Below are 21568 nucleotides of genomic sequence, written 5' to 3' on the forward strand. Positions count from 1 at the left end.
AAATCAAATAATTATATATAATATTCACTTTTATCGCGCTGCGCGGTGCAGGCCGGCGGGCCGCCTGCCCCTGACCCGCGAAAAATTCGCGCCGTGAGCCGGAGCGCCTCAGCGCTTGCGGGCCTCGGCGGTCGGGCCGTCCACATACAGCCAGAACAGCGCGCCCAGTTCCAGGGGTTTGGGCTGCCCGTCCTGTCCCTTGAGGGGGTCTCCGGCGGCGGCGGCCGCGCAGCACCACCACCCAGGTTGATTGAGCACAAAGGCAAACTGGCCCTCGCTGTCGGTGCGGGCCGCCAGTTCCTCATGCCAGGGCGTGGGCGCGATTTGCCCGTCCGTGTTGATCCGGGTCATGCGCACCGGCGCGTTGCCCAATGTCGCGCCGTTGAACAGCACGCGGCCTGAAAAGAAGGCCGGGGCGGTCAGGCCGAAAGGACGCGTCAGGGGCTGGATTTCGAAACGCTGCCCCACGGGCAGTTCCCAGCCTCGATCCATGCCGTACACGGGCAGGGTGGTTTTGACGTAATGCTGCACAAAGCGGTCGCGGGCGGCATCCCACCAAGGGCGGGCCTCAATGATGAACTGATAGAGACCGGGCCGGCTCAAGGCCACATTGGCCCCCCAGGCCTTCTGATCCAGATAGTGAATTTCCTCCATGTCGCCCAGCAGATCATGCCGTTCGGGCTGAAGCGCCCCCTCCTTGACAGGCGTTTGATGGTCATAGCGCAGCACCGCGAAAAGCTGCGGCATATCCATGGGCAGGCCCTCATGCCGGAATGGGCGCATCATGCTGATCAGCACGTCCACTTCTTCGCTGATGGAGGGCGGCTGGGCTTTTTCTTCGCCCCCGGCCGCGTCGGCGGCTGCCGGGCTGGCGGCCTTGCGCCCGTTGGATTCCGCGGCCCTGGCCACGGGCGGGGTCGTCACCTGCCCGCTGGCCTGCTGGCCGCCCTTGTCCCCGGCCTGCTGCGGCTTGGGGGCCTGGGCGGCGTCAGGCGCGACTTTGGCCGGGGCTTCAATGCCGGGCTGGCTGGGCACCAGCAGGGTCACCCGGGCTGGAGCGGCGTCTGCGGCCGCGAGACCGCACAGCAGAACAGCCATGAGCAGACAGGACGAAAGCGACCAGGATAGCGGGCAATGAAGAGAGAACAAAGCACGAGGCATAGGAACTCCCAAGGGCATTACAAGCCCGCGCCGCGCGAAGATGCGGACGCGGGCGCGGCGTTTGTGGTCAGGGCGTCGCGCCACGTCCAGCATAGCAAAAGGGTCGGACGTTGTCATGCGGCGGGGCTTCAGCCATGCCTCGGCGTCCGGGCGACGCAGAGCGCGCTGACTTCCAGCGCGCCTGCCGCGCGCAGGGTCATACTGGCCGCCGCCAGGGTACTGCCTGTGGTCATTACGTCGTCAATCAGCCAGAGGCGCAGGCCACTGGCCCGGGGCGCGGCCTGAAAAGAGTCACGCATATTGCGGCGGCGCATGGCGGCGGATAATCCCGCCTGGCGCCGGCCCGGCATTGTGCGACGCAGCAAGTCCGGGCGCAGCGGCAGGCCCGTCAGGCCATGCAGAACCCTGGCCAGTTCGTGGGCCTGATTGAAGCCCCGGCGGCGCAGGTGGGCCGGGTGCTGCGGCACGGCCAGCAGCGCGTCGGGGCGCGGCAGACAGCGGGAAGCTTCCAGCAGGCAGGCCCCGAGCAGGGGAGCCAGGGAGAGCTCACCGTCAAACTTGAGCCGCAGCAAGGCGTCACGCATGGCGTCGCGATACAGGCCGTAGCAGGCCAGACTGTTCCAGGGCGGGTCATCATTCAGGCATTGGCCGCAACGGCTGTTTGGGCCAGGACGGGATAAGGCATCGCCCTGGCCCGCCGCGCTGGCCTCCGCCGTGGGCAGGCCGCAACGCGGGCAGCGCGGCCCGCGATATGGGGAAAACAGCGCCCGGCATTCCGGGCAAAGAGGCGCGGCGGCCCCCGCGGGATCGTTGCCGGCGAAAGTTCCTCCACAGGCGTCCGCCACAGGCGAGAAGGGGCGCAGGCAGTGGACGCAACGCGTCTGGCTCAGCCCCAGAATATGGCCCCAGCGCCGCAGAACAGCGGGAATCACCGCGCGCGCCCGTCTTGCGCCAGAGCCGCAAGCCTTTCCCCCCAATGCCGCCCCCAGGCGCGCAAGGCGTCGCAGACCGCCGGGCGCGCCCACAGGTCTTCCGGCCTGTCCAGGCCGCGCAGCAGGCGAGTGTCCTGAATTCTGGCATTCTGCGGAGCCAGAAAATATTTGAGGGTCAGCAACGCGCCGTTGAACAACTGGCCGCCGCGCGGCCTGCCGGCGGCCAGGGCCGCCAGCACGGGTTTGGGCGAAAGGCGGGAGTCGCCCGCCCCGGCGACGCTTGACGAGCGAGCGGCCCAGAAACGCTGCCCCCGGTCGATGAAGGCTTTGAAGCGGGCCGGCAGCGAATAAAAGTAGACGGGCGCGGCCAGCAGCGCCAGGGGCGCGGCCTGAAACAGGGCAAACAGCTCTTCGGCCTGATCGTCGCCCCTGGCCAGCACGCAGTTGTGCGGGGGGCGGGCGCAGGCCCCGCAGCCGATACAGGGGGCGATGGCGTAGCGGCGCAGGGGCTCAAGGCGCACTCCGGCTCCGGCCTCGGCCGCGCCTTCGGCGAAAAGGCGGGCCAGGCTGTCGGAAACGCCGTCGGGCCGGGGGCTGCACAAAAGCGCCAGAATTTGCCTCACGCCCCGAACTCGCCGCAGAAGGGGTTGTTTCTGCGTTCGTCGCCAATACTGGTGGCCGGGCCATGACCGGGATAGACCGTGGTGTCGTCAGGCAGCTTGAAAAGCGTTTCCGTGATGGAATGCAGCAGGGTGGCCTGATCGCCGCCCGGAAAGTCCGTGCGGCCCATGGAGCGGTAAAAGAGCGCGTCGCCGGTGAAGACCAGCCTTTCCGCCGGAAAGTACAGGGACACGCCGCCCGGCGTGTGCCCCGGCGTCTCCAGCACCCGGCATTCCATGCCGCCGAAATCGGTCTGGCCCGTGGGCATGGGCAGGCTGTCAAAAGGCGGCACCGGCGGGAAGCCCCAGATGCCGCCCTTGCCGGATTCGGTTTCAGCCAGGCTGTCGTCGCCCGTGGGGGCGTAAACCGCGGCCTTGGCGGCTTTGGCCAGCTCAGCCACGCCATAGAGGTGGTCAAAGTGACGGTGGGTGAGGCAAATGGCGGCCAGGGCAAGCTTGTGCTCCGTCAGGTATGCAAGCATGGGCGCGGGGTCGCCGCCCACATCCACTGCCACGGCCCGGTCGGCGTTGTGGATAAGATAGCTGTTGGTCTGCAAGGGGCCCAGAGGGAAGGTGGCTACAGGCATGTGATGTCCTCTGCGGGAAAATGTGAATACATGGCCGCATGCTATACCAGGGGGGCGACACGGGCAAGAGCCGGCGCGGCGGGCCTTCAGACAGAAAGGCTCTTTTTTCGGGGATGGCGTTGTGGCGCTGCCGCCCGGCATATCCGTCTTGATGCGAACAATCCGACCCGTCAGGCGCGGCGCTTGAACATCCGCACGGCCACGCTTACGGTCGCCAGACTGATCAGGCCAATCTTGCCCAGGCTCGCGGCCGCTGCCGCGAAAGTGATGTCCTTCAGAAAAACGCCCTGACTGATGAGCGTGAAATGGCGCAGGGGGTTCAACTGGCTGGCGTGCTGCAAGAAGACCGGCATATTGATGATGGGCGTCACCGCGCCTGAAATCAGGATGCAGGGCACGCCCACGGTGAATGCCCCCAGAAATGCCTGCTGCTGTGTGGCGGACAGGGAGGATACCATCAGCCCCATGCCGCCCGAAGCCGCGGCAAAGACCAGCATGGCCAGGTAAAGCAAAACCACGGAGCCCGTAAAGGGCACGCCAAAACCAAATACCGTGATCAGCAGAAAGAAGGTGCCGTGAACCAGGCCGACAATGCAGCCGGGGGCCAGTTTGGCCAGAGCAATCTCCGTGGGCGTGGCCGGTGAGACCAGAAGCTGATCAAAGGTGCCCACCTCGCGTTCGCGCGCCACGGACAGACCGGTGACCACCAGCCCCAGCATAAGGCTGAGCATGCCGATGAGGTTGGGCAGAAAAAACCACTGAAATTCCAGGTTGGGGTTGAACCAGCAACGCATCCGCACATCCAGACGGGGCGCGACGGCCGCCGCCGTGGCCGAGGCCCGGCCCAGAGGCGTGTCCGCGGCCATGTCCTCAATGATCCGGTTAAGGTAATAGGCCGCGATCTGGGCCGCGTTGGAACGCCGCCCGTCCAGAATCGCCTGCATTTCAGCGGGCTCGCCCCGCTCCACCCGACGGGAAAACTCCTGGTCGAACGTCATGATGAAAAGCGCCTCCTGACTTTCCAGCACGGGCCGGATGCTCGCCTCGGACGGCAGAAAGCGCATGCTCCGAAAGGTGGGCGACCCCTCCAGGCGACGGATGATTTCACGGCTCCAACGGCCATTGTCGTGATTCAGCACAGCCACATCCACATTGCGCACCTCCATGGTGGCGGCCCAGCCGAAAATCACGATCTGAACCAGGGGCGGCACAATGATCAGCATGCGCGAGACGCGGTTGCAGAGCAGAACCAGCAATTCCTTGCGCACGATGGTGAGCATGCGCCGCCGGTTCAGACGAGGGCATCCGCAAAAGGCCATCTTCAGACATCCAGACGTTTGACGAGGTTTCTGTACACCAGCCCCAGCAGCACGGCGGCCAGCAAAGCCATGAACAGCAGGCTCGGCCCGAAGACGCTCCAGACGTCGCCGGTCAGAAAGATGGTTCTCAGGCAGGTGTTGAAATAGCTGACCGGCAGCAGTCTGGTGATGGCCTGCAATACGGGCGGCATGCTGTTGATGTCGAAAACAAAGCCCGAAAGCAGCAAGGCGGGCAAAAAGCCGGAAAACAGCCCGGCCTCCGCCGCCGCCAGCTGTCCGCGCAGGCTCACCGAAATAAGCAGGCCCTGCCCCAGGGCGCTGAGCATGAATACCGAGGACAAAAGCAGCAACGCCCACAGCGAGCCCCGGAAGGGCACGTCGAAGAGCGTCACGGCGGCCACCGCGCAGAGCGCCATGCTGAACATGCCCATGCAGAAATAGGGAATCAGCTTGCCCAGCAGCAATTGCATCCGGCTTACGGGCGTGGCGAACATGGCCTCCATAGTGCCCCGCTCCCACTCGCGGGCAAACACCAGGGAAGTCAGCAGGACGCCGATGAGAGTCATGATCACGGTAATGGCGCCGGGAACCAGAAATTGCGCGCTTTTGGCCGTGGGGTTGTACCAGAAGCGCGTTTCAGCCCTGACAGGCGGCTCCAGCGCCGCGCCGCCGGGCAGGGAGGCGCGCCGCCAGTTGGAGATCAGCCCCTGGCTGTAGCTCTGGATAAACTGGGCCGTATTCGGTTCGGAGCCGTCCACCAGCAGTTGCAGGCCGCCCACGCCGCCGCGCGCCAGCTCCTGATCGAAATTCCGGCGGATGACCAGAATGCCCAGCACATCCGAGTCGCGCATCAGCCGGGCGGCCTCGTTCATGTCGCCCACGGGCCGGGTTTCAAACCAGGGCGAATGGGCAAAGTCCGCCGCCAGGGACAAGGCCCGCCCGCCGCCGCTCTGATCCAGCACGGCCAGTCGCAGAACGCCCGCATCCAGAGTGATGCCGAAACCAAAAAGCAGCAGAAAGGTCAGCGGCATAACCCCGGCCACCAGATAGGAGGAGGGATCGCGCACAATCTGCTGAAATTCCTTGCCCATCAGGGCAAAAAGTTGGCGCAGCCAGAGATTTCGCTTCATGTTTCTTGCGTCTTTCCGACCGGTTCACGCCTCCCGGAGGCCACGGCCCGTTCCGCCCCTGACGCCGGGAAAAACAGGTCTTTCCTTGTGGTAGACCGAATCGCCGCCGGCTTCAAGAGCCGGCGCGCCCGGCACGCTTTCGGCCGGGTCTTGCCGACCGCGGCGGGCAAATCGTCTCTGCCCCGATTTTCACGAGGCAGTCAGGGCCCCGCGTTCCGACCGGAGGCAAACAGGGCACTGGCCGCGCGCCGCGCTACAAGGGGTGCTCCCTGTCATAGCGCTCTATGCTGGCGATAAAGGCCTCCTCCAGCGTGGGGTCTTTCAGGTTCGCAGCCGATGCCTTGAGCTCGTCCGGCGTGCCCACGCTGATCATGGAGCCACGATAAATGAGCGCGATGCGGTCGCAGTATTCGGCTTCTTCCATGAAATGGGTAGTCACCAGCACGGAGGCCCCGGCGGCGGTCATGGCCAGAATATGCTTCCAGAAGTCGCGCCGGGTGCGCGCGTCCACACCTGAGGTGGGCTCGTCCAGAAAGAGCACCGGCGGTTCGTGCAGGGTGGCGCAGAGCAGCGCCAGGCGCTGCTTTTGCCCCAGGGGCAGCGCCCCGGTACGGCCATGCAGAAAATTTTTGAGCTCCAGCGCTTCGGCCAGCACGGGCAGCAGTTCGTCCCGGCGTTTTTTGTCCAGCCCGTAGAGGTCAGCAAAAATATTGATGTTTTCCCTGACCGGAATGTCGGGATAGAGTGAAAATTTCTGCGCCATGTAGCCCAGGCGCGAACGCGCGGCGCTGCCCGCCCTGAGCAGATCCACGCCGTCCACCGCGCAGTCGCCCGCGCTGGGCCGCGACAGGCCGCAAAGCATGCGGAAGGTGGTGGACTTGCCCGCGCCGTTGGGGCCCAGCAGACCGAAAATCTCTCCGGCGCGCACCTCGAAGCTGATGTCGCGCGCCGCAATGAAGTCGCCGAATCTTTTGGTCAGCTTGCGGGCCGCGATGCGGGGGCGCGCCGCGGCCTCCGCGCCCCCCTCAAGGGCGACGCGGCGTTCTTCCACGACCACCCGGCCATAGGGCGAGGTTTTCTGACTGATGCCGCCCACAGCGCTCATATAGGCATCTTCCAGACGCGGGGGCGTCAGTTCGCCGCCCTGGGCCAGCACATCCCCGCGCAGGTCGTCGGGCGCGTCGGCGGCCAGCACCAGGCGTAAACGGCTGCCCTGAATCAGAGCGTCCTCCACGCCGGGGCGCATGCTCCAGCGGGCCAGAGCCTCGCGACGCCCCGCGCCGCTCCCCTGGCTGTCCGCCGCGCAGCGCAGCAAATATGCCCTGCCCTCCGCCCGGCGGGTCAGCTCCTCCGGCGGCCCGGCAAACAGCGCTCTGCCCGCGTCCAGCATGATCACGCCAGGGCAGCGCGCGGCCTCGTCCAGATAGGCTGTGGACCAGATCACGGTCATGCCGTCGTGGCTCAACTCCTGCACCATGTTCCAAAGCTCACGGCGCGACTGCGGGTCCACGCCCACGCCCGGCTCGTCCAGCAGCAGCAGACGCGGCGAACCCAGCAGGGCGCAGGCGATGCCCAGTTTCTGCTTCATGCCGCCGGAAAGCCGCCCGGCCAGCCGCCCGGTAAACGGCGCCAGCGAAGTGAAGGTCAGCAGCCTGTGAAAAAGCTCATCGCGCGCCTGCCCCGCAAGACCGCGCAGACTGGCGTGCAGGCGCAGATTGGCCATGACCGTGAGGTCTTCGTAAAGGCCGAAACGCTGCGGCATGTACCCGATGCTGTTGGGTTCGCGCCGGGCCAGCTCCATGGCGGGCCGCCCGAAGACCAGGGCCGTCCCGCCGGAGGGCCGCATCAAGCCGGCCAGAATGCGTATCAGGGTGGTTTTGCCCGCCGCGTCCGGCCCCACCAGGCCGGTAATACGCCCGGCGGGAATGACCGCCTCAATGCCCCTGAGCGCTTCCACCGCCGCAGCGCCCCTGCCGAAGCTCATGCGCAGATTGTCCAGCCGCACCGCCGTATCAAGATTCTCCCGCGTAACGGGCGCAACGCCGGGCGTCATGGCGTGGCCGGCTCCAGGACGATGGTCACGGGCATACCCTGGCGCATGACGTTTTCCGGATCCTCGACCTGAACGCGCAGGCGATAGACCAGGGCGGTGCGCACCTCGCGGGTCTCCACTGTTTTGGGCGTGAACTCGGCGGTGGGCGAAACAAAACCCACCGTGCCGGGAAAACTCTTGCCCGGCGCGGCGTCCACGCTCACGCGCACCGGCATGCCCGGCTTGACCTTGCCCAGATTGGGCTCGTCCACATAGGCCCGCAGCCAGACGGGATTGGTCAGGGCAAGGGTGTAGACGGTCTGCCCGGCCTGAGCAATGGCCCCGGCCTCGCGGGCGCGGGTCAGAATAATGCCCCGCTGCGGCGCGACGAGCACGGCGTCGCGCACCTGTATTTCCGCCTGGCTCAATTCAGCGGCGGCGGCGGCCACGGCGGCGCGCTGACTCAGCACATCCTCTTCACGGTAGCCGGAGGCGAGCATGTCCAGCTGTTCCTGAGACGAGCGCAGTCTGGCCGTCGCCTCACGATCCGCCGCGCGGGCGTTGTCCAGCTCTTTCTGGGAAATGGCGTTGTTGGCCCGCATGGCCATGACGCGCCTCAGGTTGATGCCCGCATTCTCCGCCACGGCGGTGGCCGCCGCCACCGAAGCGCGGGCCTGGGCGATTTCCTCCACGCGATAGCCGCGCTCCAGCCGGGCCAGATCGGCCTTCTGTCCGGCAAGCCTGGCGGCGGCCCTGTCCCGCTGCCGAAGCAGAAGGTCATCATCCAGCCGGGCCAGGGGTTGGCCCTCGACCACCGCGTCGCCCTCGTCCACCAGCACGGTCGCAATACGCCCGCCCACGCGGAAGCTCAAGTCCACCTGCCGGATGTCCACATTGCCGTATACCGTCAGCCCTCCGTCCCGCCGCGCGCCGAGCAGATGCCAGGCCAGCAGCCCAATCGCGGCCAGAGCGGCCAGAACGGCGATGATTCGTATTTTTCGGGGAACAGACATTTTTTATTCCAGAGAGTTGAAGTTGCGCCTTCCGTTGCCGGCCGGCGACCGCCGTGCGCGGGCTTTCCCGCCCTGGCGCCGCCCCGCGGGCGGCTTCAGGCATGCGGCCGGGATGGGCGGGGCTCCGCCGCGTTTTTCATTTTCATGATGTCCTTGCGCGGCGACTCGCCATAAAGCCGCTTGTATTCCCGGTTGAACTGCGTCGCGCTTTCATAGCCCACGGCGAACGCGGCCCGGGTGGCGTCGCACTCGCCGGAAAGCATCAGGCGCTGCGCTTCGCCAAGGCGCAGGCGCTTCTGATACTGTAAAGGACTCAGCGTTGTGATTGCCTTGAAATACTTGTGAAACGTGGAGGTGGCCATGTTCAGACGACCAGCCAGTTTCTCCACATGCAAGGACTCTTTGTAATTCTCTCTGAGCCACATGATGGCCTTGCTGATCTGGTGACTCTGGGAACCAAGAGTATTCAGCAGGCGCAGATGACGTCCGAAAGGGCTCGCCAGCAGCCTGAAATAAATTTCCTGCCGGATCAGATCCCCCAGCACTTCCGCCTGTCCGGGCCTGTCCGGCAGTTCGAGCAGGCGCAGGAAGGCGTCAAGCAACTCCGGGCTGACCTCCTGCACAGCGGCCCCGGCGGAGGTTGGCGCGCGATCTTCCTCGACCGGCGGAACCCTGGCCGCCAGACCGGCCAGAATGCTCCTGTCCAGCCCCAGCGACATGGAGAGAAAAGGCTTGTCTTCGCTGGCTTCCATCACGCAGCTTGTCGCCGGCATGTTGATGCCGGCAATAAAACAGGTCTGTTCGCCATACTGGATATCCTCCATGCCGATGCGAACCCATTTTTTGCCCTGCACGACAACGATGATCACGGGATCGTAAAAATTCGCCCTGGGCGCGTGCCCGTGGCTGTAGCGATGAAGCATGAAACCGCTGACAGACGTCGGGTAATCGCCATCCACGGGAAGACGCCGGAGCAAAATGCTCTGAAGAGCCGCGCGGCTTTTTTCAAAATCAAACCGATAATTTTCCGCCATGATTTTACCCCGCTGTTGACGCGCCGTCGCCTGCGCGCCCGCGCGACGCCGCTTCAAGCCCAAAGCGTTCAGCCCATGCCGTATATGTACAGGCAAGCGCGAGGCGGCGTCAAAAAAACCCGCCCGGCAAGCGCTCATGCCGTCGCAAACTTTCAGTCCGTAGAGAATCAGGCAAAAAGTGTAGACTTATGGGGCTATCGTCGCCTTCAGGCCCCTGCTAATGTCCACTTGCAAAAGTAGACATGACAGGCGTAGCCGGGTTCGTTCGCAAAAAACCACGTTTTTTTCGCGAACGATCCTGCAAAAATTCTTCGCGGAATGCTGCGCGGCATTTTTGCAGTCAGACACTTGGCTCAGGCTCATTCAACAGGGATTTTGCTGAATAACATGACTTACACTCACTCTATCAAAGGACAAAACGGCATGCAATATGTTCCCCTGAATAACGGCTTGCAAATGCCTCAGCTCGGTTTTGGCGTATACCAGATTGAAGACGCGACGCAATGCGAACAGGCCGTCAGCGATGCATTGGCCGTGGGCTATCGTCTCATCGACACCGCGGCGGCTTACATGAACGAGCAAGCCGTGGGCAACGCGCTGCGCAAGAGCGGCATTGCGCGCGAGGAGCTGTTCATCACGACCAAGCTCTGGATTCAGGATACCGGATATGAGAGCGCAAAGGCGGCCTTCCAGAAGTCGCTTGACCGCCTCGGACTGGACTATCTTGACCTCTATCTCATTCATCAACCCTTCAACAATTATTACGGCGCATGGCGGGCCATGCAGGAGCTGTACCATGAAGGCCGTGTTCGGGCCATTGGCGTGTGCAATTTCATGCCCGACAGGCTGATTGATCTTGTGGCGCATAATGAGATTGTTCCCGCCATCAATCAGGTTGAGGTCAATCCTTTCTGCCAACGCGTGGAAGACCAGCGCATCATGCGTGAAAAAGGCGTACAGATGCAGTCATGGGGACCGTTTGCCGAGGGACGCAACAATCTTTTCGAGGATGCTGTCCTGAAGGACATCGCCCATGAACATGGCGTTTCCGTGGCGCAGGTTGTCCTGCGCTGGCTTATGCGGCGCGGCATTGTGGCAATTCCCAAGTCTGTGCATCGGGAACGCATGGAGCAGAATTTCAACATCTTCCATTTTGCTCTGAGCGATACGGACATGGAGCGCATCGCCGGGCTGGATACCGGAAAAAGCTGTTTCTTCTCGCACCATGATCCCAAAATTGTGGAATGGCTCGGCGGCGTCCGCTATGCCATCTGACGCGGTTTCACCGGCACAATATGCCAAAAAGGAGAAAACATCATGCAGGCACGGATACTGGGGAAAAACGGTTTGGCGGTTTCGGCCATAGGCATGGGCTGCATGGGCTTCAGCCACGGCTACGGGGCCGTGCCGCCAGAAGCGGAATCCATCCGGCTCATGCGCCGGGCTTTTGAGCTGGGCTGCACGTTTTATGATACCGCCGAAGTCTATGGCCCCTATGTCAATGAGGAACTGACAGGCAAGGCCGTGGCTCCTTTCAGAAAAGAGATTGTGCTGGCCACCAAGTTCAGCCCGTTTCCCCTGCCCGGACAGGATGCGGACAAATTGAGCCGCGCGGGCGTGCGGTACGCGCTGGAAGACTCCCTGCGGCGGCTGGGCACAGACTATATTGATCTTTACTACCTGCATCGTGTGCCGGGCGATTGTCCGCTGGAAGACGTGGCCGGATGGATGGGCGAGTTTATCCGCGAAGGGCTGGTTCGCGGCTGGGGTCTGTCCCAACCCTCGGAAGACCAGGTGCGACGCGCCCATGCCGTCACACCCCTTGCCGCCATTCAAAGCGAATATTCCATGATGGAGCGGATGTTTGAAAAGGATGTCATTCCGGCCTGCGAAGAACTTGGCATCGGCTTTGTTCCGTTTTCGCCGTTGGCCAGCGGGTTTCTGAGCGGCAAATACGGTCAGGACTCCCGCTATGAGGGCGACGACGTGCGCCGCGTCATTACGCGCTTCGCCAAAGAAAACGTGAAGGCCAACCAGCCTCTTCTTGATCTTTTGCATGAGTATGCCGAGGCCAAAAAAGCCACACCGGCGCAGATTTCCCTCTCCTGGATGTTGCGCAAGAAAGACTTCATCGTGCCGATACCCGGCATGCGAAAGGAAGAGAGGATTGTGGAAAATCTGGGCGCGGTTGACGTGTCCCTGTCGGATGATGAATTCGCCGCGCTGGAACGTGCGCTTGGCGCCATCGCCATTCACGGCAACAGGACGGATGAGGACATCGCGCGCCTGGGTACGGTACGGGCGCGATGAGCCCGGAAGGTCAACAGAAAGATTCTGCCATTATCAACCCTGGGGAACAACGTCATGAGCAAGAAGATTCTGATTATTTCCACCAGCCCGCGCAAGGGCGGCAATTCCGAAATTCTGGCTGACGAATTTGCCGGGGGCGCGCGTGAAGCGGGCCATCAGGTGGAAACAATCCGTCTGTATGATAAAGCCATCGGCTTCTGCAAAGGCTGTCTGGCCTGCCAGAAAACACAACGTTGCGTCATTCATGACGACGCGGACGCCATCGCGCGGAATATGCTGGCCGCGGATGTCATCGCCTTTGCCACGCCCATTTACTACTATGAGATGTGCGGCCAGATGAAAACCATGCTCGACCGCGCCAACCCGCTGTTTACGGCTGACTATGCTTTCCGCGACATCTATTTGCTGGCCTCCGCGGCGGAGGATGATGAAAGCGCGGTGGACGGCGCGGTAAACGGACTGCAGGGATGGATCGCCTGTTTTGAAAAAGCGCGCCTCAAGGGGGTGGTCAGGGGCGTCGGCGCAACGGCGCCGGGCGACATCCGCCGTAATGTCGCGGCGCTCACGGCGGCTCGCGCCATGGGAAAAGAGGTCTGAAACATGCCGCGGCCTTGACAGCGTCCGCCCGGCATGCTGTCCTGAACGCGTCATGAGAAATATCCGTTTCCGCTTCCGTCCGCTGCTCGCGCTGCTGCTTCTGCTGGCCGCCGCGCCGGTTCACGCCGAGGATTACGGCTGGTTTGAGCTGGACCTCACGCCGGGCTGGCGCGCCGAAGCCCCCCGGCAGTTGAGCGGCACATGGGTCTTGCGGCTGCGCAATGACGAGGCCGGGAGTCAGGTAAGCCTGCTGGTGGGCAAAACCGCCGGGCCGCCGGACGCCGCCGATGTGGCCGGCCTGTTGCGCGCGGCCACGGGCGTGCGCGAAGCGGCGCGCCGCCGGGACGGCCGCTGGATGTTCAGCGGCAAAGACGCTCAGGGCGTGGACACGGCCTGCATCGTCAGCGCGGAACGCGAAACCGGGCTTTACCTCGCCGTGCTGCGCTCAGGCGGCGCGGCTCCGGCCGAAGCCCTGCTGGCCGGCCTGCGCAGCAGAAAACACCCCGGCCTGCTGCCCCACTGAGCGGCGGGGCCTTCTTCCCCCTCAGGCTTTGCAGCCTGAGGGGGCCGGGGCGTCAGCGGCGGCGCGGGCATGCCGCCGCAACGGGGAAACTACGCTGACATTCAGATTTCGCTTTCAGCAATGCCGCAGGCTCTGGCCACGCCCGCGCCATATGCCGGGTCGGCCTTGGCGCAGTTGCGGATGTGGCGCAGCTTGATCTCTTTGGGGGCGTCGCCCAGGGCGCGGGCCGTATTGCCGAACAGGGCTTCCTTCTGCTCCGGGCTCATCAGACGAAAAAGCCTGCCGGGCTGCTCGAAATAATCGGCATCGTCGCAGGGGTAGTTCCAGCGGGCCGCGTCGCCGCTGATCTTCAACGGCGGTTCGGCGTACTCGCTCTGTTCCCGCCAGGCCCCTTCGCTGTTGGGCTCATAGCTGGTATGGCCGCCGTAATTGCCATCCACGCGCATCCGGCCGTCGCGGTGGAAACTGTGGAAGGGACAACGCGCCTTGTTCACCGGGATCAGATGATGGTTGACGCCCAGGCGGTAGCGTTGCGCGTCGCCGTAGGAGAACAGGCGGCCCTGAAGCATTTTGTCAGGCGAAACGCCGATGCCGGGCACCAGATTGGCGGGATTGAAGGCCGCCTGCTCCACTTCAGCGAAATAATTTTCCGGGTTGCGGTTCAACTCCAGCACACCCACTTCCATAAGCGGGTAATCCTTGTGATACCAGACTTTGGTCAGGTCAAAAGGATGATAGGGCAACTTTTCGGCGTCTTCCTCGGGCATGATCTGAAAATACAAGGTCCAGCGGGGGAAATCCCCTTTTTCGATATGCTCGAACAGGTCACGCTGATGGCTGTCGCGATCACGTCCGATGAGCTCCTGAGCCTCGGCGTCCGTGAGATTTTTGATGCCCTGCTGGCTTTTGAAGTGAAACTTGACCCAGAAGCGTTCGTTTTTGGCGTTGATCAGGCTGTAAGTATGACTGCCGAAACCGTGCATGTGCCGATAGGAAGCCGGAATGCCGCGGTCACTCATAACCACGGTAACCTGATGCAGAGCTTCAGGCAGCAGAGTCCAGAAATCCCAGTTGTCCTTGGCGCTGTGCATATTGGTGCGCGGGTTGCGCTTGACCACATGGTTCAGGTCGGGGAACTTGAGAGGGTCGCGCAAAAAAAAGACCGGGGTGTTGTTGCCCACCATATCCCAGTTGCCCTGATCCGTATAGAATTTGACGGCAAAGCCGCGGATGTCGCGCTCCGCGTCAGCGGCGCCGCGCTCGCCCGCCACTGTGGAAAAACGGGCGAACACCTCGGTTTTTTTGCCGATCTCGGCAAAAAGCGACGCCCTGGTGTATTGGGTCACGTCATGGGTCACGGTAAAGACGCCGTATGCGCCGGAACCCTTGGCATGCATGCGCCGTTCCGGAATCACTTCGCGGTCGAAATGGGCAAGTTTCTCCTGAAACCAGACATCCTGCATGAGCATGGGGCCGCGCGGGCCCGCAGTCAGGGCATGATTATTGTCAGACACCGGCGCGCCGGCATTGGTGGTAAGCAGGTTTTTGTTCTTTATGGTGTCGCTCATGGTTTTCCTCCTTGCTTTATTCGAAAGAATCCGGTGAAAAAACGGCTCTGCGTCTGCCGTCTTGACCTTGAAAACTGTAGCGCGACAGCGACTTTTTGTAAATAGTAATTATTACTATTTACAAAAAGCTTTCTGCATTTTTGTCGATCATCTTTTATTTCAGGAGGATACGCGATGGCCTCGCGCAAGCGCTCAGGGCATGGCGGGCTTGCGGCTGCGCAGAATGGGCTGCCCCAGGCGCAGCTCTTCCGTAATTCGCGGCACTTCAGCCGCGCGGGAGGCGTCGCCGCGCAGCAGCACCAGCACCAGAAAAAGCTTGCCGTCACGCTGCATGCGGGTGCGCAGCCCTCTGCCCTCCAGGCGCTGGCGCAGGCTGTCCGCGCTTTCTTCATCCTTGAAAGCGCCCACCTGGAAAACATAGTCAAACATGACGGCTGCGGGCGCGGCCAGGGGGGTCTGGCCTTCCGGCACGGCTGGGGCAAAGGGCGTCGCCGGAGCGCCGGCCGGCGCGGCCGGGCCGTTCTGCCCAGCCCGGGGGTCGGGCGCGCCATTGAGGGCTGCCGCCGGGCGCGCGGGCGCGCCCGGCTTCGGCTCTTGCCGCGCGGCATTGTCATTGCGCAGGGCCCGCGCGAAAAGCAGATCCTCCGGGGCAAGAATCTTCTGGCCCGCATCCGCGCCGTCCCGCACCGCTTCCACGCCTTGCGCCAGGAAGTCCGGCGGCATATCGCCGTCCGACGCCGAGGGCCGCTCCATGCCCGGCGTGGCCGCGTGTCTGACGGCATAGGCGCGTCCGCTCATGACCCCGCCCACATAGGACAGGGCAACGGCCGCCAGTACCAGAAAACAGGCCGCCGCCAGCGACGAGGGGCGCAGGCGCAGCGCGCTCTTGGGGCTGTCTTGCCCGGATGTGGACGAGCGGGAAGCGGGGGACATGCTTGCTCCTTGCATTTTTACTTTTTGCCGTTCCGCCGCGCTGGCGCGTCTTCCGGCACGGGCATTGCCCGCACCATAGCAGCCCGCGCCGCCAGCGTAAAGAGAGAGGCTTCAGGGCGCCGCTCGGCAGGCGGCGCGTCTTGCCGACGGCCCCCGCCCTCTGCTACACTGCGCGGACGCCGCCATCTCCAACCGGAGTTCCGCCATGAAACTTGCGCGCCGCCGCGTTTTTCTGCTTCCGCTTCTGCTTTGCGCCCTTGCCTGGGCCTTTCCGGCGGAAAGGCCCTCGGCCTCTCCCACGGCCAGCCTGACCATCAGCAATCAGAGCAGGCATGATCTTCTCAATATCCGTTTCCGCCAGGGCCGCAGCATGTATTTCGCGCGGCTGGACATGGCCCCCGGCGCGCGGGACGACATCGAAAACCCGGGCGGCACGGCGGATCTGCGGGTGGATACGGGCCTGGCCTTCTGGTTTTTCAAAGCCGTGCCCCTGAACCAGGCGCGTCGCCTGACCTTCTGCGGCGAGCACACCGCCTGCCTGATTCTGGAACAAAGCGACAATATTTCCCGGCATCTCGCCGCCACGGTGCAAAGTCTGCTGCCGGCTGGGCTCAGCCGCCCGGTCTGCTCGCTGAACCAGTTCCGCCCCGGCATGACCATGCAAGAGGTATGCTCTCTGCTGGCCCCCGATTCTCCGCGCGACGACAACGACGCCGTGCTGACAAGCCTGGGCTTCGCGGGCATGGTCTGGGCCGCGCGCCTCGCGCCGGGCCAGCCCGCCGGCGCCGACTCCAGCCCCAGCGGCCATGACCGCCTGGGGCATCTGGAACTGCGCCGTGAGCTGACCGCCGCCACGCTGGACAGCCTGCTGCAAACGCTCTACGCCCAGGGCTATGCGCCGTGGCAGGCGGAATTGCCCGGCCTGGACATGAATTTTACGGAAATGACCGACCAGGACACGGCCAGGCAAAAAGACATTCTGCACCAGGCCCTGCGCTGCTTTCTGCAATCAGGCCGGGGCGAGGCCACCGTCATGCTGGCCCCGGCGAGCATGCTGCCCGCGCTGGTCGACGCCGACGCGCCGCAACGCGACGTGCAGCTTTTCACTCTCACCCTGCGCCAGAGTTCCATGACCCTGCTGGTGGATGTGGCCGCCTACCGGGGTGGCGAAGGCGGCCGATAGCCGCTGTCGCTCATGCTTGTCCTGCCGCGGCGGGGCTTTCAGCCGCGCCGCCCTGTCCGGGCGGCTTTCGCGGCGTCAGCGGGAGGGACGCGGCACGGGCGCGCGGTCTTTTTCCGGGCCATTCCACGCGCTTTTCTTTTACTTTTCGCCCAAAATCCGCTAAAAGCGTGACTTTGTAAAATTCACCCCTCTTGCATTCCGGGCAAGACTGCTTACCTTATGTCAGCGAAGACCGACCTCACCGCCCCGCCGCACAGCGGGCACCGCGCCCGCCTGCGTGAACGCCTGAAACACGACCCTCTTGCCGTGGCGGATTATGAGGTGCTGGAGCTTCTGCTCGGTTACGGGCTCACGCGCAAGGATACCAAGCCGCTGGCCAAGGACTTGCTGCGGCGTTTCGGCACAATCCGGGGCGTACTGGACGCCAGGCAGGACGAGCTGACGCAAGTGCCCGGCTTCGGGCCGGGGCTTATGGCCCTCTGGCGGGTTCAGCGCGAGGTGCTGGCCCGGTATGCGGCCTCGGCGGCGCGCAAGCGCCGGATTCTGGGCACGCCTGAGGCTGTGGCCCGCATGGCGCAAAGCCGCCTGGCCGGCTGCGCGCATGAGGAATGCTGGCTGGCCCTGGTGGACGCGCGCAACGGGCTGATATTCTGGCAGCGTCTGCGGCGCGGCGGCATCGGCGAGGTGCCCGTGCAGCCTAGGGATGTCCTTGAGGCGGCGCTTACGCACAAGGCCAGCGGCATCATTCTGGTTCACAACCATCCCGGCGGCAATCCCGGGCCTTCCCAGCCGGATCTCATGCTGACCGCGGAACTGCAACGGCTGGCCCCGCGCATGGGCCTGCGCTTTCTGGATCATGTCATCGTCACAGAGGGAGACTGCTACAGCATAACGCAGTGCAAACGCATCTGAAGGCAGTCAGGGAGAATATATATGGCAGACAATGAAAAAAATCATCCGCTTCATGAAGAGCAGGCTTCCGGCGTCGCCGAATCCGCCGTGGACAGCGACGGCCACGCGGTGCAGAGCGCGGCGCCCGCGCCGGATCTGCCCGATGAAAACAGCGCCGACGCCGCGCCCCAGGGTATTCCCGACATGCTGCCCGTGCTGCCGGTGCGCGATGTGGTCATATTCAACTACATGATTCTGCCGCTCTTCATCGGTCGCGAAAAATCCGTGCAGGCCGTGGAATCGGCCCTGAAAAACGGACGCCACCTTCTGGTCTGCGCCCAGCGCGAGGAAAGCACCGACGATCCCGCCCCGGCGGACCTTTACAATGTGGGCACCGTGGTTCAGATCATGCGCCTGCTCAAAATGCCGGACTCGCGGATAAAAATTCTGGTTCAGGGCGTGAGCCGCGCGCGGATTACCGGCTACAGCCAGGTGGAACCCTATCTGGAGGCGCGCATCGCGCCCCTTTCCGAAGTCACGCCCCAGGCCGACGCCACACTGGAGGCCCTGCTGCGCTCCGCGCGCGATCAGAGCGAAAAGGTGCTCACCCTGCGCGGCCTGGCCTCGCCGGACGTGCTGGCCGTATTGCAGGGCGTGGACGATCCGGGCCGTCTGGCGGACCTTATCGCCGCCAACATGCGCATGAAGATCGCTGACGCTCAGCGCATTCTGGAGGCGGAAAATCCTCTGGAACGGCTGACCCTGGTCAACGCCCAGCTTCAGCGCGAGGTGGAGGTGGCCACCGTGCAGGCCCGCATTCAAAGTTCGGCCCGCGAGGGCATGGACAAGGCCCAGAAGGATTACTTTCTGCGCGAGCAGCTCAAGGCCATCCGGCAGGAACTGGGCGAAAGCGAGCCAGAGGGCGAAGACGATCTGGCCGGTCTGAAAAAGGCTCTGGACAAGGCCGGTCTGCCCAAGGCGGTGCGCGCCGAGGCCGACAAGCAGTTGCGCCGCCTGGCCGGCATGCATGCCGATTCTTCAGAAGCCAACGTGGTGCGCACCTATCTGGACTGGCTGGCGGAACTGCCCTGGAAAAAGATTTCGCGCGACCGCCTGGATATCGCCCACGCCAAACAGATTCTGGATGAGGACCATTGCGGGCTGGACAAAATCAAGGATCGCATTCTGGAGTTCCTCAGCGTGCGCAAGCTCAACCCGCAGTCCAAGGGGCCCATCCTCTGCTTCGCGGGCCCTCCCGGCGTGGGCAAAACCTCGCTGGGGCGCTCCATCGCGCGGGCTCTGGGCCGCAAGTTCCAGCGTCTGTCGCTGGGCGGCATGCACGATGAAGCCGAAATTCGCGGTCACCGTCGCACCTACATCGGCGCCATGCCGGGCCGGATCATTCAGGCCATCAAGCAGGCCGGCGCGCGTAATCCGGTCATCGTGCTGGACGAGGTGGACAAGCTGGGCACGGACTTCCGGGGCGACCCCTCCTCGGCCCTGCTGGAAGTGCTGGATCCGGAACAGAACCACACCTTCAGCGACCATTATCTGAATGTGCCCTTTGATCTGTCCAAGGTCATGTTTTTGTGCACGGCCAACCAGCTGGAAACCATTCCGGCGGCCCTGCGCGACCGTATGGAGGTCATCTCCCTGCCCGGCTACACCATGCAGGAAAAGGCCGAGATAGCCAGCAAGCGCCTTCTGCCCAAAAAAATCGCGGAAAACGGCCTGGCCGGGGAAGATGTGGCGCTCAGTGACGCGGCCCTGACAAAGGTCATCAGGGAGTACACGCGCGAGGCGGGCCTGCGCAACCTGGAACGCGAACTGGCCTCCATCTGCCGCAAACTGGCCCGGCGCAAGGCTGAAGGCAAAAAGCCGCCCTTCAGGGTTGAGCCTGGCGATGTGGAAAAACTTCTCGGCGCGCCCCGTTTTGTGGAAGACGAAAAAGAAAAGGAACTCATGCCCGGCATGGCTCTGGGTCTGGCCTGGACCCCGGCCGGCGGGGAAGTGCTTACCGTTGAGGCCACCGTCATGAAGGGCAAGGGCGGCCTGACCCTCACCGGGCAGTTGGGCGACGTGATGAAGGAAAGCGCCCAGGCGGCCCTGAGCTACATCCGCAGCCGCGCGGAAGAACTGGGGGTGGATCCTTCCTTTGCCGACAAGCAGGACATTCATGTGCACGTCCCGGCCGGCGCAACCCCCAAGGACGGCCCCTCGGCGGGCGTGACACTGACCACCGCCCTGATTTCGGCCCTCAGCAAGCGCAGGGTGCGGGCCGACCTCTGCATGACCGGCGAAATCACCCTGCAGGGGCGGGTGCTGCCCGTGGGCGGCATCAAGGAAAAAATACTGGCGGGCGTGGCGCGCGGCCTGAAGCATGTGATCATCCCGCAGCAGAACGTCAAGGACCTGGAAGACGTGCCCAGGGAACTGCTCAGGCGCATCAAGGTGCACCCGGTGCATCATTATGATGAGCTTCCGCCCCTGGTCTTTGAAAAACAGGGCAGGCAGGGCGGGGCGCGCAACACGCAGGCCGGAAAGGCCGCGTCCGCGTCGCGCGGGAAAAGCCCGGCGCGTCCGGCTGTCCCGGCCGGCACACGTCGCGGGCGCGCGCCGCGTCCCGCCGAGGCGTGACGTGCGCCTGAGAGAGTATGAATACAATGCCGCACGGCAACTGACAGAGGCGGGGGTGGACAGCCCCCGCCTCTGCGCGCAACTGCTGGCCGGCCATGTGCTGGGTCTGGATCGGACGCACCGCGTGCTGGAGGCTGAACGCGAGCTCACGCTGGCGGAAATTCGCGCTCTGGACGTTCTGACGGCCCGGCGCGCAACGGGCGAGCCGCTGGCCCATATTCTCGGCGCGCGGGAGTTTTTCGGCCGGAGCTTTCTGGTCACGCCCGACACGCTCATTCCCCGTCCGGAAACGGAGCTTCTGGTGGAAACGGCCCTGGAGCTTTTGCCCGCGCCGCGCTCTCTGCTGTTTGCGGACCTGGGCGCGGGCTCCGGCTGCATTGGCGTGACCCTTTGTCTGGAGCGCCCGCAGTGGCGCGGTCTGTTGCTGGAGCTCAGCGCGCCGGCCCTGGCCGTGGCCCGCGAAAACGCCATGCGGCTGGGGGCCGCCACGCGGCTGGGCGCATTGCGGGCGGACATGCGCGCCGTGCCGCTGCGGGCCGCGTCCTGCGGCCTGGTGGTCAGCAATCCGCCGTACATAGCCGAAGCCGAGCGAAACGAGGTCATGGACGAGGTGCTGCGCCATGAACCACATAGCGCGCTTTTTTCGCCCCAGGCCGGTCTGGCCCACCTGCGCGCCGTCATCGGTCAGGCCGCCCGCGTTCTTCGGCCCGGCGGCCTGCTGCTTCTGGAACATGGCGCGCGCCAGGGGGCGGCGGTACGGCAAATTCTGTCCAGCGCGCGCGTCTTTGACGGCATTGCCGTCCGCCGCGACCTGGCCGGGCTGGAGCGTTGCGCCCTGGCCCGAAAAGTGTAAAACGCGTTTCGCAAACGCGCGATCAAAAATTTTTTTGGGCTTTTTCCGAAAAAATTGTCGGGAAACGCACTTTTCACTTGCCAAATACGGCGGAACCGTTTAAGACACCTTCTTGCCGCTGGCGTAGCTCAACTGGCAGAGCAGCTGATTTGTAATCAGCAGGTTGCGGGTTCGAGTCCCATCGCCAGCTCCACAAAAAGCTGAAC

Annotated in this window: 18 protein-coding genes, 1 tRNA gene and 1 pseudogene; 9 read left to right on the plus strand and 11 right to left on the minus strand. The window is 64.0% G+C overall.

Going from position 1 to position 21568, the window contains the following annotated elements:
* Positions 1 to 108: 108 nt before the first annotated feature.
* From ACQRA4_RS08835 to ACQRA4_RS08875, 9 genes are all read right to left on the minus strand, one after another.
* Entirely contained in the window at positions 109 to 1161 is a 1053-nt protein-coding gene (locus tag ACQRA4_RS08835) for a DUF4198 domain-containing protein (RefSeq protein ID WP_427822712.1), read from the minus strand.
* A gap of 128 nt (positions 1162 to 1289) precedes the next feature.
* The gene (locus ACQRA4_RS08840) at positions 1290 to 2093 is read right to left on the minus strand and encodes a ComF family protein (protein ID WP_427822713.1); all 804 of its coding nucleotides are present in this window, start codon (positions 2091 to 2093) and stop codon (positions 1290 to 1292) included.
* Entirely contained in the window at positions 2090 to 2716 is a 627-nt protein-coding gene (locus ACQRA4_RS08845) for a flavodoxin family protein (RefSeq protein WP_427822714.1), read from the minus strand. The genes ACQRA4_RS08840 and ACQRA4_RS08845 overlap by 4 nt, the downstream gene beginning before the upstream one ends.
* Positions 2713 to 3339 (minus strand): MBL fold metallo-hydrolase, encoded by a 627-nt coding sequence (locus tag ACQRA4_RS08850; protein WP_427822715.1) that lies wholly within the window; start codon positions 3337 to 3339, stop codon positions 2713 to 2715. The genes ACQRA4_RS08845 and ACQRA4_RS08850 overlap by 4 nt, the downstream gene beginning before the upstream one ends.
* 170 nt (positions 3340 to 3509) lie before the next feature.
* Complete coding sequence (locus ACQRA4_RS08855) at positions 3510 to 4658, minus strand: ABC transporter permease (RefSeq protein WP_427822716.1); 1149 nt, start codon at positions 4656 to 4658, stop codon at positions 3510 to 3512.
* Between the two features lie 2 nt (positions 4659 to 4660).
* On the minus strand, positions 4661 to 5788 hold the full coding sequence (locus ACQRA4_RS08860; RefSeq protein WP_427822717.1) for an ABC transporter permease: 1128 nt from the start codon (positions 5786 to 5788) through the stop codon (positions 4661 to 4663).
* Positions 5789 to 6041: 253 nt separating this feature from the next.
* Positions 6042 to 7841 (minus strand): ATP-binding cassette domain-containing protein, encoded by a 1800-nt coding sequence (locus ACQRA4_RS08865; protein ID WP_427822718.1) that lies wholly within the window; start codon positions 7839 to 7841, stop codon positions 6042 to 6044.
* Positions 7838 to 8833, minus strand: a complete 996-nt coding sequence (locus ACQRA4_RS08870; protein WP_427822719.1) for an efflux RND transporter periplasmic adaptor subunit — start codon at positions 8831 to 8833, stop codon at positions 7838 to 7840. The genes ACQRA4_RS08865 and ACQRA4_RS08870 overlap by 4 nt, the downstream gene beginning before the upstream one ends.
* A gap of 95 nt (positions 8834 to 8928) precedes the next feature.
* Positions 8929 to 9867, minus strand: a complete 939-nt coding sequence (locus ACQRA4_RS08875; RefSeq protein WP_427822720.1) for an AraC family transcriptional regulator N-terminal domain-containing protein — start codon at positions 9865 to 9867, stop codon at positions 8929 to 8931.
* A gap of 423 nt (positions 9868 to 10290) precedes the next feature.
* On the opposite strand from ACQRA4_RS08875, the gene ACQRA4_RS08880 reads away from it, so the two are divergent.
* The 4 genes from ACQRA4_RS08880 to ACQRA4_RS08895 are packed head-to-tail and all read left to right on the plus strand — an operon-like array spanning position 10291 to position 13297.
* Positions 10291 to 11142, plus strand: coding sequence for an aldo/keto reductase (locus ACQRA4_RS08880; protein WP_427822721.1), 852 nt, complete (start codon positions 10291 to 10293; stop codon positions 11140 to 11142).
* A 42-nt stretch (positions 11143 to 11184) separates the two neighbouring features.
* Positions 11185 to 12177, plus strand: a complete 993-nt coding sequence (locus ACQRA4_RS08885) for an aldo/keto reductase (protein WP_427822722.1) — start codon at positions 11185 to 11187, stop codon at positions 12175 to 12177.
* Positions 12178 to 12231: 54 nt separating this feature from the next.
* Entirely contained in the window at positions 12232 to 12774 is a 543-nt protein-coding gene (locus ACQRA4_RS08890; protein WP_427822723.1) for a flavodoxin family protein, read from the plus strand.
* Positions 12775 to 12826: 52 nt separating this feature from the next.
* The gene (locus ACQRA4_RS08895; protein ID WP_427822724.1) at positions 12827 to 13297 is read left to right on the plus strand and encodes a hypothetical protein; all 471 of its coding nucleotides are present in this window, start codon (positions 12827 to 12829) and stop codon (positions 13295 to 13297) included.
* A 101-nt stretch (positions 13298 to 13398) separates the two neighbouring features.
* Here ACQRA4_RS08895 and ACQRA4_RS08900 read toward each other — a convergent pair whose 3' ends face one another.
* On the minus strand, positions 13399 to 14865 hold the full coding sequence (locus ACQRA4_RS08900; protein WP_427822725.1) for a catalase: 1467 nt from the start codon (positions 14863 to 14865) through the stop codon (positions 13399 to 13401).
* A gap of 192 nt (positions 14866 to 15057) precedes the next feature.
* Entirely contained in the window at positions 15058 to 15798 is a 741-nt protein-coding gene (locus tag ACQRA4_RS08905) for an SPOR domain-containing protein (protein WP_427822726.1), read from the minus strand.
* 205 nt (positions 15799 to 16003) lie between these two features.
* Between ACQRA4_RS08905 and ACQRA4_RS08910 the strand changes: the two genes are divergently transcribed.
* The 5 genes and pseudogenes from ACQRA4_RS08910 to ACQRA4_RS08930 all read left to right on the plus strand — a co-directional run bounded on the left by ACQRA4_RS08910 (position 16004) and on the right by ACQRA4_RS08930 (position 21555).
* On the plus strand, positions 16004 to 16981 hold the full coding sequence (locus ACQRA4_RS08910) for a peptidoglycan glycosyltransferase (RefSeq protein WP_427822727.1): 978 nt from the start codon (positions 16004 to 16006) through the stop codon (positions 16979 to 16981).
* Between the two features lie 219 nt (positions 16982 to 17200).
* On the plus strand, positions 17201 to 17893 hold the full coding sequence (locus ACQRA4_RS08915; RefSeq protein ID WP_427822728.1) for a JAB domain-containing protein: 693 nt from the start codon (positions 17201 to 17203) through the stop codon (positions 17891 to 17893).
* Between the two features lie 21 nt (positions 17894 to 17914).
* Positions 17915 to 20509, plus strand: coding sequence for an endopeptidase La (lon, locus tag ACQRA4_RS08920; RefSeq protein WP_427822729.1), 2595 nt, complete (start codon positions 17915 to 17917; stop codon positions 20507 to 20509).
* 1 nt (position 20510) lies between these two features.
* A pseudogene (gene prmC / locus ACQRA4_RS08925) lies at positions 20511 to 21293 on the plus strand (peptide chain release factor N(5)-glutamine methyltransferase); the annotation flags it as partial.
* Between the two features lie 186 nt (positions 21294 to 21479).
* Positions 21480 to 21555 (plus strand) — tRNA-Thr (locus tag ACQRA4_RS08930).
* Positions 21556 to 21568: the final 13 nt, after the last annotated feature.

This window comes from Desulfovibrio sp. SGI.169 (genome assembly GCF_050313595.1).
GTDB lineage: Bacteria > Desulfobacterota > Desulfovibrionia > Desulfovibrionales > Desulfovibrionaceae > Desulfovibrio.

Excerpts from the sequence above, each read along its gene's own strand:
- lon (WP_427822729.1), top strand. The coding sequence starts at position 17,915 with ATGGCAGACAATGAAAAAAATCATCCGCTTCATGAAGAGCAGGCTTCC.
- ACQRA4_RS08880 (WP_427822721.1), top strand. The coding sequence starts at position 10,291 with ATGCAATATGTTCCCCTGAATAACGGCTTGCAAATGCCTCAGCTCGGT.
- ACQRA4_RS08835 (WP_427822712.1), bottom strand. The coding sequence starts at position 1,161 with ATGCCTCGTGCTTTGTTCTCTCTTCATTGCCCGCTATCCTGGTCGCTT.
- ACQRA4_RS08895 (WP_427822724.1), top strand. The coding sequence starts at position 12,827 with ATGAGAAATATCCGTTTCCGCTTCCGTCCGCTGCTCGCGCTGCTGCTT.
- ACQRA4_RS08910 (WP_427822727.1), top strand. The coding sequence starts at position 16,004 with ATGAAACTTGCGCGCCGCCGCGTTTTTCTGCTTCCGCTTCTGCTTTGC.
- ACQRA4_RS08905 (WP_427822726.1), bottom strand. The coding sequence starts at position 15,798 with ATGTCCCCCGCTTCCCGCTCGTCCACATCCGGGCAAGACAGCCCCAAG.
- ACQRA4_RS08865 (WP_427822718.1), bottom strand. The coding sequence starts at position 7,841 with ATGACGCCCGGCGTTGCGCCCGTTACGCGGGAGAATCTTGATACGGCG.
- ACQRA4_RS08875 (WP_427822720.1), bottom strand. The coding sequence starts at position 9,867 with ATGGCGGAAAATTATCGGTTTGATTTTGAAAAAAGCCGCGCGGCTCTT.
- ACQRA4_RS08855 (WP_427822716.1), bottom strand. The coding sequence starts at position 4,658 with ATGGCCTTTTGCGGATGCCCTCGTCTGAACCGGCGGCGCATGCTCACC.
- ACQRA4_RS08870 (WP_427822719.1), bottom strand. The coding sequence starts at position 8,833 with ATGTCTGTTCCCCGAAAAATACGAATCATCGCCGTTCTGGCCGCTCTG.
- ACQRA4_RS08850 (WP_427822715.1), bottom strand. The coding sequence starts at position 3,339 with ATGCCTGTAGCCACCTTCCCTCTGGGCCCCTTGCAGACCAACAGCTAT.
- ACQRA4_RS08915 (WP_427822728.1), top strand. The coding sequence starts at position 17,201 with ATGTCAGCGAAGACCGACCTCACCGCCCCGCCGCACAGCGGGCACCGC.
- ACQRA4_RS08900 (WP_427822725.1), bottom strand. The coding sequence starts at position 14,865 with ATGAGCGACACCATAAAGAACAAAAACCTGCTTACCACCAATGCCGGC.
- ACQRA4_RS08885 (WP_427822722.1), top strand. The coding sequence starts at position 11,185 with ATGCAGGCACGGATACTGGGGAAAAACGGTTTGGCGGTTTCGGCCATA.
- ACQRA4_RS08890 (WP_427822723.1), top strand. The coding sequence starts at position 12,232 with ATGAGCAAGAAGATTCTGATTATTTCCACCAGCCCGCGCAAGGGCGGC.
- ACQRA4_RS08860 (WP_427822717.1), bottom strand. The coding sequence starts at position 5,788 with ATGAAGCGAAATCTCTGGCTGCGCCAACTTTTTGCCCTGATGGGCAAG.